We start from the raw sequence: 11,968 nt of genomic DNA on the forward strand, positions 1-11,968 counted from the left end.
GACGGGGAGAGTGCCGGGGCCGGTCCGCGGGGATCCGCGATTCTCAGGCGCGTTTCACGTTTTCTGGTTACCGTGCCCGCGACTGTCGTACGACCGGTGATGACGGAAGGCGGGGAGCGTGGCGCGCGGAGGGCAGGGGCTGGCTCGGGTGGCCGTCGTGGTGCGGGCCGGGGCGGCGCCGTCGTGGTGGCTGGGAGTCGTCGCGGCCGGGGTCGGTGTGGTGCCGTCGGGGCTGACCGGGCGGCGGATCGGGGTGCTGGCGGGGGCGGTGCTGTTCATCGTCGCGGCGGCCGTGGTGGCGTGGGCGGGGCGCGGCCGGTATCTCACGCCGGTGCGCGGAGCCGTGCGCGCCGGTAAGCACGATGTCCTCCAGGACCGTGCCGTGACCCTGCGCGCCTGGCGCCGGGGTCACCGCTGGTGGCTGCTGTTCGGCTTCGTGGCCGCCCTGGGCTCGTCCTTCGCGCTGCCCGCGGCGGGCGGGATGCTCCTCGCCGGCCTCGGCACCGGCCTCCGTCTGAAGGCGAGCTGGCTCGGCCGCCGCGAACTCGACGCCGGGCACCTCTTCTGGGTCCCCGTGGACCGGCTCTCCCGGCGGGCCGGCCGCCCCACGGGCAGGCGGGTGCCCGAGTACCGGCTCACGGGCATCGGAGCCGGCGACGCGGCGCCCGGAGGCGGACGGCGGGCGTAGCCCCGTCGCCCACCGGTTCCTCCGCCGGGTCGGAGTCAGCTGGTGTCAGGCCCTGTTCAGCGTGCGCTTGGCCAGTTCGTACGCCGGGAGCATCTCCTCGTGCTCCTGGGTGTCCAGGCTGCCGAGATGGACGACGACGGGCCCCTTCGGGGTGACCGCGACGAAGGCCCGCTCCTTCTTGGTCTCCTCCAGGGCCTCGCTGGTGTAGAGGTACGCGACCTCGGTGCCGGAGACGTCGGAGTCCGAGGTGAACGCGCTGTACTTGGCCTCGCTCGTGTTCCCCTCGGCCGCCACGAACTCCTTGAGCAGCGCCTCCGCGTCACCCTCCGCGGCGCCCTTCTCGCCGGTCCAGACCCGGATGAAGCCGATGTTCCCGGCCGGCTTGGCGTCGATCTCGCACGCGGCGGTGAACGGGCCCTGCCGCAGCAGCCCCTCGGCCAGCTCGGCCGCGAGCTCGTCCTCCTCGGAGCCGCCGTCGGCGGGCGAGCCGGACTCGACGGCCACCGCCTTCCACTTCTCGGCCGTGTCGAAGGTGACCGGGAGTTCGCAGGCGGAACCGGCCGCGCCGACACTGCCGCCGCTCTTCGCGGCGTCTACGGCGGAGTCCTCCCCGGACTCCTCCGCGGTGTCCTTCGCGTCGGCGGTCGCCGCCTCGGTGCTGCTCGCCGAGGGCTTCGTGTCTCCGTCCCCCGACGACTCCGAGCACCCCGTCAGGACCCCTGCCAGCAGCGCCAGTTGCGCCAGCACCGTCCCCCGTACCGCTCTTCCCACGGTCACCCTCCCCTGTGTCGTTCGACCCTTGCCGTCCGACCCTCGCCGTTCGACTTGTTGTTCGAGTCGGACACGGTAGCCGAGGCGCGCGCGGGCGGCGCTCCCCGGGTGGGGGGCGCCGCCGGAGCCGTCGTGTCAGGGTGGTCAGACCTCCAGCTCCGCCTCGATCCGCTTCAACTGGTGCCTGGCCATCGCCAGGTTGGCCCGTTTGGCGTCGAGCACCAGGTAGAGGAAGAGACCGTTGCCGCCGCGCCCGGTGATCAGGCGGATCAGGTGGTACGCGTCGGTCAGGGTGATCAGGATGTCCTCGATCTCGCCCTTGAGACCGAGGTGCTCCATGGTGCGCAGCTTGGCGCGGACGACGTCCGTGTTCCCGGCGGCGGCGACGGTGAGGTCGAACCCCTTGCTGCCGCCGATCGTGCCCAGTGCCATGCCGCTGGTGTAGTCGACGAGGGCGGCGCCGGTCGCGCCCTCGATGGACGCGAGGGCCTCTTTCAGCGCGGTCTCGGTGTTGGTCATGGTGTGCGGTGTCCTTTCAGCTCTCACTGGTGGTAGGTGCGTTGGGAGTGGTTCGGGGGGTGGGTCGTGGGGTGGTGGCGCGGGGGGTCCGGCGGGGCATGGTCGACCTGACCGTGGCCTTGGCCGGTGTCTGGGGCTCGGTCGCGGCAGGGGCGCCGTTCGCAGTGCCGTCCGCAGTGCCGTTCGGAGTGCCGTTCTGGGTCCCGTTCGTGGTCCTGGCCACCGAGCGGGCCGGGTTCCTGGCGGCCGCCCGGGCGCCCGCCGCGGCGCTGTCGTCGGGCCGGGGCAGGGCGTCCATCAGTTCGCCGATCCGGCCGCCCGCGCGGCGGCCCTCCAGGTGCAGCCGGCCCACGTTGACCCGGTCCTGGGCCAGCAGCGTCAGCACGGCGGAGGAACCCGCCGCGTACGTCGCCACATAGCCGTGGTCGCCGCGCAGCAGCAGTTCGCGGAGCTCGCCCCGGCCGGCGGCGTCCGTCATCCGCACGGCGACACCGAGCGCGGCCGCGGTGAGCGCCGCCAGGCCCTCGGGTTCCACACCGGGGGTGTCGTGGGCGAGGACCAGCCCGTCCACACTGGCCGCCAGCGCGCCGGTCAACTGAGGTACTCGGGCCCTCAACCGGTGCAGTTCGTCGAGGACTTCGGCCTCCGCGGCCATGAGCAGTCTCCTCTCGGCGGGACGCTCCCGCTGCCGCTCAAAGGGCCTCCAGCGCATCCCTGAGCCTTTGCAGTAGAGCCACGTCGGGGTCGGGGGTGGTGAGTGGCCAAGGTGGGGTGGGGTGTGCTGCCTCGACGCCGGCCGTCATCCCGGCGACGGGCCCGGCCGCGAGCCCGGCGGTGGACCCGACCGAGAGCCCGGCCGACGGCCCGGAGCCGGTGTCGGACGCGGTGAGGTGGTGCGGGTCGGCCGGTGCGAGGTGAGCCGGGTCGGCCTGTATGAAGGGCCCCGGGTCGGCCGCTGCGATGCGGCTGGGGTCGGCCGGTGCGAGGTGGTGCGCGGCGACCGGGGTGAGGTGGCTCGGGCCGGTTCGGTTCGGGCCGGGTGGAGAGGGGAGGCCCGGGTGGGTGGCGGGGGCGTGACCCCGTGGGGTGGCGGGGGCGTCGCCCGGCCGGGTCCCCACCGGCCCTGGGGGGACCGGTGGGGACGGAACCGAACCCGTGGGGACCGGTGGGGACGGGACCAGACCCGTGGGGGCCGATGGGGACGGGACCGGACTGCGCCGGGCCGTGGATATGAGGCCGGCCGCCGCCAGTCTTCGCACGTCGACCAGGGTGTGGAAGGCGGGGCGGCCCAGGGTCAGCGAGATCTCGGCGGCCGTACGGAGGCCGTTGACCTGGCCCAGTACGGCTCCCTGCCGGGCCGGGACCGGCGGTGCGTCCAGGCCGGCCGCCCTGACCAGCGGGGCCTCGTCCGTCGCCGGGTCGGGCCAGATGCGGTGCAGCAGGTCGCGGCGGCGCCGGGCCTCGCGCTCCACGGTGGCCACCGGCACCGGCCGGATCGGTCCCAGCCAGTGCGCGGCCCCGTAACGGAAGCTGGCCGGCGCGCTGCTCGGGCCGAGGACGAAGTACGCCGCGTCGAAGAGGGCCCCCGCGTGGCACAGCTCCAGCGCGCCCCGGGCGACCCGGCCGCTGTCGACCAGGAACCGCCCGACCCGCAGCCCGGCCCCGGCCGTGTCGACCGCCTCCCGCCAGCCGTCGGAGTCCAGGATGCCGCCGGTGGCGAGCAGTACGTCCAGGCCCGGGGAGCGAGGGCTCTCGGCGTGCACGACCTTCCCCTCGGACAGGTACAGCGACCCGCTCTCGCGCAGCAGGACGCCGGTGGCGCGCTCGGCGGCGAGCCGGGTCAGCATCGGCGAGACGGCCTGCCGGAAGTGCTCCCCGCGCACGGGCAGCGGGGGCGCCGGTGTGGTGATCACGCTCATGCCAGCACCAGCCGTCCCGCCATCTCGCCGAGCCGGATCCGGGCCAGCGCGAGGTTGCCGTCCGTACGCGTCAGCCACAGGTGCAGGAACACGCTGCTGTCGAACGTCGTCCGCACGAACCGCAGCACGTGGTACGTGTCCCGGTTGCTGACGATCAGGTCCTCGACCGGCAGATCCGCCCCGGACCAGTCGGAACCCTCCTCCGGCGCGAACGCCCGGTGCTCCGCCGCGAGCCGCGCCAGTTCCGCCGCCTCCGCCGCGGTCGTCTCGTGGTCACCGCCGGGTGCCTCCCCGACCGTGCCCAGCGCCAGTCCGCTGGTCCAGTCGACCACCGCGGCGCCCAGGGCACCGGGCAGCCTCATGGCCTCCACCAGACACTCGTCGATTCCGGGCACCGTGGCTCCCCTCCTGCCTGCGGTTCGGCTGAGTGACGCAGACGCTACGCAACGTGTGCGCGAGGGGTGAGGAATCTGGCATTTTCCAGCGGAACATGCGGACAGGCCACTAAGGTGGGCCGACTTGCCTGCTTTTCACCACTGTTGGGGTCGGGGAGGCACGTCAGCGCCCTGAGGTGGGCCTATGCGGCTGCCCTGCATGCCGGGCCCGGACGGGACGCCGACCGTTGACCATTCTGGGGGGCGCGAGGGGCGCGGGAAGGGGCGCGGCCATTCACCGTGGGGCGCCACCAAGCCCCTTGAGGGGCGCGGGGAACCGCGCGACCAGCCACGATCAAGCTGTAGCCGCCATACGACAGCCCCCCACGAACCGGAAGGCGACCGTCAGAGCCCCAACAACCCCGCCCGCTCAGCTCCCCCCGCCTCCGCCACGAGCTCCTCCACGGTCTGCGCGCGCCGCGCCACCGCGAACCGCATCCCCCCGTCCCCGGGCGCGTACCCGTAGATCCCCGGCCGGGGCAGGGAGTTGTACGCGTAGTGGTGCGCGAAGTAGTACGCGCCGGTGTCCAGCGCGGCCGCGTAGTCCCCGGGCTCGAACAGCGGCAGCGCGCGCCCCTCCGCCAGCAGGTCCCCGGCGAAGCAGGCGGGCCCCGCCACGTCCTGCGTCACCAACGGCCCCTCCTTCACCCGCCCCTTCGCGTCGTACGCGGCGATCCGCAGCGGCCAGGAGCCCGGCGCGTACACCGTCCGGGTCGCCACCTGCACCCCGGCGTGGGTGACGGCGATGGCCCGCCCGCCCGCGCTCTTGGTGTACTCCACCCGCGCCACGACCGTCCCGTGCTTCGCCAGCAGCGACCTGCCGAACTCGGTCACCAGCCCGTACCGCCCGTCGAACAGCCCCGGCACCGCCTCCGCCAGCAGCCGCGCGTACTGCTCGTACGTCGGTGTCGCCGCCTCCGACGCGAAGTTCACCGGCAGCCCCCCGCCGATGTCGATGGTGTCGATCTGCCGCCGCCCGATCCGCCGGTTGATCTCCTCCGCCAGCTCGTACGTCTCCGTGATCCCCCGCGTCATCAGCGACAGCGGGATGCCCTGCGACCCGGTGTGCGCGTGCAGCCGGCTCAGCCAGGGCCGGTCCAGATACGCCTGGACGACCCACTCCCGGGCGCCCTCGTCCCGGAGCGCCACCCCGAACTTCGAGGTGGCCGTCGCCGTGGACAGCGCGTCGATCGCGCCCCCGCCGACCTGCGGGTTCACCCGGATGCCGATGGGGGAGCGGGTGGCGGCCGACCGGACGAGCGCGTCGATGCGGGCCAGCTCCTGCGGATTGTCCGCGTTGACGGCGATGCCCAGCGCCAGCGCCTCCCGCAGCTCGGCCGCGGTCTTGGCGGGGGAGTCGAGCACGGTCAGCCTCGGCGGCACCCCGGCCGCCCGCGCCAGGGCCAGTTCCCCGGCGCTCGCCACCTCCGCGCCGATCCCCGCCCCGCGCAGCAGCCGCAGCACCGGCACGAGCGGTGTCGCCTTCACGGCGAACGCGTGCAGCACGGGCGTCCCCGGCGCCGTCACCGCGTCGAACGCCCTGCGCAGCGCCCCCGCCGATGCCCGGATCCCGGTCACGTCGAGCAGCGCGACGACCGGCTCGCCGGGCCCCAGCAGCCCCTGCTCCACCGCCGCCCGCACGGCCTCGTCGCGCCGCGCGGCCCGCTCGCCGTCGGTGTCGAACAGCCGCAGCGTGCGCTCGGCGTCCGCCTCGTCCTGCGGGGCGCCGGGCCGTTCCCCTTCGATCCCGTTCGTCACGTCTCCCATCTCTTCCCCCGTTGTCGTGTCGTCGTCCGAAGCCATACGGCCAGTGTGTCCAGCCAAACATCGACGGCGCGCCACCGCTGGCCCTACGGCTGTATTGACTAGCTCTATTCATCAAGTCAGGATGTGAATAGTTGCTGTAAAGCGAGGAGGCAGACCCGTGTCAGGACCCCGCCCCGTTCGAGCGTCGCGTGGTACGGAACTCAGCGCTCTGGGCTGGCAGCAGGAAGCCGCCCTGCGCATGCTCCAGAACAACCTCGACCCCGAGGTCGCCGAGCACCCCGACAAGCTCGTCGTCTACGGCGGCACGGGCAAGGCCGCCCGAGACTGGCGCTCCTTCGACGCCATGGTCCGCACCCTGCGGACCCTCAAGCAGGACGAGACGATGCTCGTCCAGTCCGGCCGCCCCGTCGGCGTCATGCAGACCCACGAGTGGGCCCCCCGCGTCCTCATCGCCAACTCCAACCTCGTCGGCGACTGGGCCAACTGGGAGGAGTTCCGCCGCCTGGAACGGCTCGGCCTGACCATGTACGGGCAGATGACGGCCGGTTCCTGGATCTACATCGGCACCCAGGGCATCCTCCAGGGCACCTACGAGACCTTCGCCGCCGTCGCCGCCAAGAAGTTCGGCGGCACCCTCGCCGGGACGATCACCCTCACCGCCGGTCTCGGCGGCATGGGCGGCGCCCAGCCCCTGGCCGTGACCATGAACGACGGCGTCGCGATCTGTATCGACGTCGACCCGCGCGCGATCGAGCGCCGCATCGAGCACCGCTACCTCGACGTCAGGGCCGACTCCCTCGACCACGCCCTCCAGCTGGCCGTCGAGGCCCGGGACGCCCGCCGCCCCCTCTCCATCGGCGTCCTCGGCAACGCCGCCGACCTCGTCCCCCAGCTCCTCGCCATGGGCGCCCCCGTCGACATCGTCACCGACCAGACCTCCGCCCACGACCCGCTGGCCTACCTCCCGGTGGGCGTCGACTTCGACGACATGACGTCGTACGCGGCGAAGGACCCGGCCGGCTTCACGACCCGCGCCCGCGAGTCCATGGCCCGGCACGTCGAGGCCATGGTCGGCTTCCTGGACGCCGGAGCGGAGGTCTTCGACTACGGCAACTCCATCCGGGGCGAGGCCCGACTCGCCGGATACGACCGGGCGTTCGCCTTCCCCGGCTTCGTCCCCGCCTACATCCGGCCGCTGTTCTGCGAGGGCAAGGGCCCCTTCCGGTGGGCGGCCCTCTCCGGCGACCCCGCCGACATCGCCAAGACCGACAGGGCGATCCTCGACCTGTTCCCCGAGAACGAGTCCCTGCACCGGTGGATCAAAATGGCCGGCGAGCGCGTCCACTTCCAGGGCCTCCCGGCCCGCATCTGCTGGCTGGGCTACGGCGAGCGGGACAGGGCGGGTGAGAGGTTCAACGACATGGTGGCCTCCGGCGAACTCGCCGCCCCCCTGGTCATCGGCCGCGACCACCTCGACTCCGGTTCCGTCGCCTCCCCCTACCGCGAGACCGAGGCCATGCTCGACGGCTCCGACGCGATCGCCGACTGGCCGCTGCTGAACGCCATGGTCAACGTCGCCTCCGGCGCCTCCTGGGTGTCGATCCACCACGGCGGCGGCGTCGGCATGGGCCGCTCCCTCCACGCCGGGCAGGTCACGGTCGCCGACGGCACGAGGCTGGGCGGCGAGAAGGTCCGCCGGGTCCTCACCAACGACCCCGGCATGGGCGTGATCCGCCACGTCGACGCCGGATACGACATCGCGGAGTCCGTCGCCGACGAGCGGGGCGTACGGGTACCGATGCGTGAAGGCGGCGACGCGTGACCCGGAGCCGCAGCGGACACGACGGCGACTCCCCGGTGCGGGCCGGGGATCCGGCGCCGTCCGCGACACCGGCCGGGCGGGCCGCCGCCCCCGGGACCGCGCGGCAGGCCGTCCGAGGCGCCTCCTTCCACGAGATGTGGCGGGACCTCGCGCCCATCGGGCGGCACGCCGACTCCGGCGGGTACCGCCGGTTCGCGTGGACCGGCGCCGACGCCGAGTGCCGGGCCTGGTTCGAGGAACAGGCACGCGACCGGCAACTGGCCTACGAGGTCGATCGCAACGGCAACCAGTGGGCCTGGCTGGGCGACCCCGCCGCCGGGGACGCCGTCGTCACGGGGTCCCATCTCGACTCCGTGCCCGACGGCGGTGCCTTCGACGGCCCCCTCGGCGTGGTGTCGTCCTTCGCCGCGCTCGACGAACTCCGCGCCCGGGGCGCCCGGTTCGACAAGCCCCTCGCCGTCGTCAACTTCGGCGACGAGGAGGGCGCCCGGTTCGGGCTGGCCTGCGTCGGGTCACGCCTGGCCGCCGGGCAGCTCACCGTCGAACAGGCCGGGCGGCTGACCGACGGCGACGGCGTCACGCTGTCGCGGGCGATGGAGGCCGCCGGACACGACCCCGAGCGCATCGGACCGGACCCGGAGCGGCTCGCACGGATCGGCGCGTTCGTCGAACTCCACGTCGAGCAGGGGCGGGCCCTGGACCTGTCCGGCGACGCCGTCGGCATCGCCAGCTCCATCTGGCCGCACGGACGGTGGCGGTTCGACTTCCGCGGCGAGGCCAACCACGCGGGCACGACCCGCCTCGTGGACCGCCGGGACCCCATGCTGTCGTACGCGGAGACCGTGCTCGCCGCCCGCCGGGAGGCACGGCTCGCCGGTGCCGTCGCCACCTTCGGCAAGATCGCCGTCGAGCCCAACGGCGTCAACGCCATCCCCTCCCTCGTGCGCGGCTGGCTCGACTCCCGCGCCGAGGACCAGACGACGCTGGACACGGTCGTCGGCGCCGTCGAGGAGGCCGCCCGGGACTTCGCCCAGGCGCACGGGATCGAACTGGACGTCGTCCGCGAGTCCTTCACCCCCGTCGTCGAGTTCGAACACGCCCTGCGGGACGAGATCGCCCGCATCCTGGGCCGCGACACCGCCGATCTGAAGGTGCCGGTGCTCGGGACCGGCGCCGGACACGACGCCGGGATCCTCTCCGGGACCGTCCCGACCGCCATGCTGTTCGTGCGCAACCCGACGGGCGTCTCGCACTCCCCGGCCGAGCACGCCGCCGAGGACGACTGCCTGGCCGGGGTGACCGCGCTCGCCGACGTACTGGAAGGGCTGGCCCGCAGGTGACGGAGACGACCTACTGGCTCGAACACGCCTGGCTCGGCACGCACGTCGAGCCGGGCGTGACCCTCACGGCGACCACCGGCGGCCCCGGCGGCCCCGGCGGCCGCATCACCGCCGTGCGCACCGGGACGCCCACCCCGCCCCCGGGCGCGGTCGTCCTGCGCGGGCTGACCCTGCCCGGCCTCGCCAACGCCCACAGCCACGCCTTCCACCGGGCCCTGCGCGGCACCGTCCAGGTCGGCTCGGGCACCTTCTGGACCTGGCGCGAGGTCATGTACCGGGTGGCGGACCGGCTGACCCCGGACACCTACCACGCCCTCGCGCGGGCCGTGTACGCGGAGATGGCGCTGGCCGGGATCACGGCCGTCGGCGAGTTCCACTATGTGCACCACACCCCCGGCGGCACCCCGTACGCCGACCCGAACGCCATGGGCGAGGCGCTCGTCCAGGCCGCCGCCGAGGCGGGCATCCGGATCACCCTCCTCGACACGGCCTACCTCTCCGCCGGCTTCGGCAAGGCGCCCGACCCCCACCAGCTCCGCTTCTCCGACGGCACGGCCGAGGCCTGGGCCGAACGCTGTTCAGTTCTCAAGGACCGGGATCACGCGCGGATCGGTGCTGCCGTGCACTCCGTACGGGCCGTCCCCGCCGGGCAGTTGGCGACGGTGGCGCGCTGGGCCGAGGAGCGGGGGGCCCCGCTGCATGTGCACCTGTCGGAGCAGACGGCGGAGAACGACGCCTGCCACGAGGCGCACGGGTGCACTCCCACGCAACTCCTCGCCGACCACGGTGTGCTGGGGCCGCGCACGACCGGCGTCCACAACACCCACCTCACCGACGAGGACATCGCCCTCATCGGCGCCAGCGGCACCGGCACCTGTATGTGCCCCACCACCGAACGGGACCTCGCGGACGGCATCGGACCCGCCGCCGCCCTGCAACGGGCGGGCTCCCCGCTCTCCCTCGGCTCCGACAGCCACGCCGTCGTCGACCTGCTCGAAGAGGCGCGCGCGATGGAGCTGAACGAGCGGCTGCGCACCCGCACGCGCGGCCACTGGACGGCGGCGGCCCTCCTGCGGGCGGCCTCCGCCGACGGTCACGCGGCGATCGGCTGGGACGACGCCGGCGCCCTGGAGACAGGCGCCCTCGCCGACTTCACGACGATCGCGCTCGACTCCGTCAGGACAGCGGGGCCGCTTCCACGGCTCGGTGCGGAGACGGCTGTATTCGCCGCGTCGGCAGCAGACGTGTCGCACACGGTGGTGGCAGGTCGGCACGTCGTACGGGACGGGGCGCACGCGCTCGTACCGGATGTGCCGAAAGCCCTCGCGGACGCCGTCGCAGCGCTGCGCGGATGACCCCCGCCGGCCCGCCCGCGCGACCGGCCCCCGAACCCCGGCCCGATTCCGAACCGACCGCCGACCAGGCAACCAAGGACGCCATGAGCAGCCCGACGACCGACAGCCCCGCCCACTCGGCGAGCACCGCCAGCACGCTCATCACCAACATCGCTGCCCTGGTCACCAACGACCCCTCCCTCGGCGACAGATCCCCCCTCGGACTGATCCAGGACGCGGCCGTCGTCATCGACGGTGAACGCATCGCGTGGACCGGTGATCAAAGCAAAGCACCCGCCACTGACAATCGGGTCGACGCCGGTGGGCGGGCGGTGATCCCGGGCTTCGTGGACTCCCACTCCCACCTCGTCTTCGCGGGCGACCGGACCGCCGAGTTCAACGCCCGCATGTCCGGCCGGGCCTACAGCGCGGGCGGCATCCGTACGACCGTCGCCGCCACGCGCGCCGCCACCGACGAGGAACTGGAGGCCAACCTCACCCGTTACCTCCGCGAGGCCCTCGGCCAGGGCACCACCACCTTCGAGACGAAGTCGGGCTACGGCCTGACCGTCGAGGACGAGGCACGGGCGCTGCGCATCGCCGCCCGGCACACCGACGAGGTCACCTACCTCGGCGCCCACATCGTCTCCCCGGACCACGCCGAGGACCCCGCCGCCTACGTCGCGCTCGTCACCGGCGAGATGCTCGACGCCTGCGCCCCGTACGCCCGTTGGATCGACGTCTTCTGCGAGAAGGGCGCCTTCGACGGCGACCAGGCCCGAGCGATCCTCACGGCCGGCAAGGCGAGGGGCCTGCACCCTCGCATCCACGCCAACCAGCTCTCCCACGGCCCCGGCGTCCAGCTCGCCGTGGAACTCGACGCGGCCAGCGCGGACCACTGCACCCACCTCACCGACGCCGACGTGGACGCACTGGCGAACAGCCGGACGGTCGCCACGCTGTTGCCCGGCGCCGAGTTCTCCACCCGCGCCGAGTGGCCGGACGCCCGCCGCCTCCTCGACGCGGGCGTCACCGTCGCCCTCTCCACGGACTGCAACCCCGGGTCGTCGTTCACCTCGTCCGTCCCGTTCTGCGTCGCGCTCGCCGTGCGGGACATGGGGATGACGCCGGACGAGGCCGTCTGGTCGGCCACAGCCGGGGGCGCTCGGGCGCTCCGCCGCGACGACATCGGCCGTCTCACGCCGGGCGCGTACGCCGACCTCGCGCTGCTGGACGCGCCCAGCCACGTCCACCTCGCCTACCGGCCGGGCGTCCCCCTGGTCACGGGCGTGTGGCGCAGGGGCGTACGCGTGCGCTGACCGCCGCCGGGCGCGGACCGGTGCCGGACAAGCGGCGGCGCCGGACAAATGGCGG

At 73.8% G+C, this 11,968-nt stretch carries 10 protein-coding genes and 1 pseudogene; 5 read left to right on the forward strand and 6 right to left on the reverse strand.

The features are described from left to right. Positions 1-118 precede the first annotated feature (118 nt). Positions 119-688, forward strand: a complete 570-nt coding sequence (locus tag HW837_RS35845; protein WP_193380302.1) for a hypothetical protein — start codon at positions 119-121, stop codon at positions 686-688. Between the two features lie 45 nt (positions 689-733). On the opposite strand, the gene HW837_RS35850 is transcribed toward HW837_RS35845, so the two are convergent. From HW837_RS35850 to HW837_RS35875, 6 genes and pseudogenes are all read right to left on the reverse strand, one after another. Beyond that, positions 734-1,459 carry a lipoprotein gene (locus tag HW837_RS35850; RefSeq protein WP_193380301.1) on the reverse strand — a complete coding sequence of 242 codons (726 nt, stop codon included), beginning with the start codon at positions 1,457-1,459 and terminating at the stop codon, positions 734-736. Positions 1,460-1,603: 144 nt separating this feature from the next. After that, positions 1,604-1,978: a roadblock/LC7 domain-containing protein gene (locus HW837_RS35855; protein WP_045556315.1), complete on the reverse strand. Its 375-nt coding sequence runs from the start codon at positions 1,976-1,978 to the stop codon at positions 1,604-1,606. Between the two features lie 16 nt (positions 1,979-1,994). After that, positions 1,995-2,633 (reverse strand): roadblock/LC7 domain-containing protein, encoded by a 639-nt coding sequence (locus HW837_RS35860; protein ID WP_045556316.1) that lies wholly within the window; start codon positions 2,631-2,633, stop codon positions 1,995-1,997. A gap of 505 nt (positions 2,634-3,138) precedes the next feature. Continuing rightward, positions 3,139-3,825 (reverse strand): annotated as a pseudogene (locus tag HW837_RS49070) (hypothetical protein); the annotation flags it as partial. A gap of 68 nt (positions 3,826-3,893) precedes the next feature. Beyond that, entirely contained in the window at positions 3,894-4,292 is a 399-nt protein-coding gene (locus HW837_RS35870) for a hypothetical protein (RefSeq protein ID WP_045556318.1), read from the reverse strand. A gap of 384 nt (positions 4,293-4,676) precedes the next feature. After that, a complete protein-coding gene (locus tag HW837_RS35875) occupies positions 4,677-6,098 on the reverse strand; it encodes a type III PLP-dependent enzyme domain-containing protein (RefSeq protein ID WP_193380410.1) in 1,422 nt (473 codons plus the stop codon). 157 nt (positions 6,099-6,255) lie between these two features. Between HW837_RS35875 and hutU the strand changes: the two genes are divergently transcribed. The 4 genes from hutU to hutI all read left to right on the forward strand — a co-directional run bounded on the left by hutU (position 6,256) and on the right by hutI (position 11,913). Continuing rightward, on the forward strand, positions 6,256-7,920 hold the full coding sequence (gene hutU, locus HW837_RS35880; protein WP_045556320.1) for a urocanate hydratase: 1,665 nt from the start codon (positions 6,256-6,258) through the stop codon (positions 7,918-7,920). 134 nt (positions 7,921-8,054) lie between these two features. Further along, entirely contained in the window at positions 8,055-9,260 is a 1,206-nt protein-coding gene (locus HW837_RS35885; RefSeq protein ID WP_193380409.1) for an allantoate amidohydrolase, read from the forward strand. After that, positions 9,257-10,615 (forward strand): formimidoylglutamate deiminase, encoded by a 1,359-nt coding sequence (locus tag HW837_RS35890; protein WP_193382458.1) that lies wholly within the window; start codon positions 9,257-9,259, stop codon positions 10,613-10,615. The genes HW837_RS35885 and HW837_RS35890 overlap by 4 nt, the downstream gene beginning before the upstream one ends. Continuing rightward, complete coding sequence (gene hutI, locus HW837_RS35895) at positions 10,612-11,913, forward strand: imidazolonepropionase (RefSeq protein ID WP_045556322.1); 1,302 nt, start codon at positions 10,612-10,614, stop codon at positions 11,911-11,913. The genes HW837_RS35890 and hutI overlap by 4 nt, the downstream gene beginning before the upstream one ends. Positions 11,914-11,968: the final 55 nt, after the last annotated feature.

Origin of the sequence: Streptomyces caniscabiei, from assembly GCF_014930365.1 — a bacterium.
GTDB classification, from domain to species: domain Bacteria; phylum Actinomycetota; class Actinomycetes; order Streptomycetales; family Streptomycetaceae; genus Streptomyces; species Streptomyces caniscabiei.

What these genes read in the sequence shown, in the direction of transcription:
- HW837_RS35855 (WP_045556315.1), bottom strand. Translation starts at nt 1,978, where the DNA reads ATGACCAACACCGAGACCGCGCTGAAAGAGGCCCTCGCGTCCATCGAG.
- HW837_RS35860 (WP_045556316.1), bottom strand. Translation starts at nt 2,633, where the DNA reads ATGGCCGCGGAGGCCGAAGTCCTCGACGAACTGCACCGGTTGAGGGCC.
- HW837_RS35875 (WP_193380410.1), bottom strand. Translation starts at nt 6,098, where the DNA reads ATGGGAGACGTGACGAACGGGATCGAAGGGGAACGGCCCGGCGCCCCG.
- HW837_RS35885 (WP_193380409.1), top strand. Translation starts at nt 8,055, where the DNA reads ATGTGGCGGGACCTCGCGCCCATCGGGCGGCACGCCGACTCCGGCGGG.
- hutI (WP_045556322.1), top strand. Translation starts at nt 10,612, where the DNA reads ATGACCCCCGCCGGCCCGCCCGCGCGACCGGCCCCCGAACCCCGGCCC.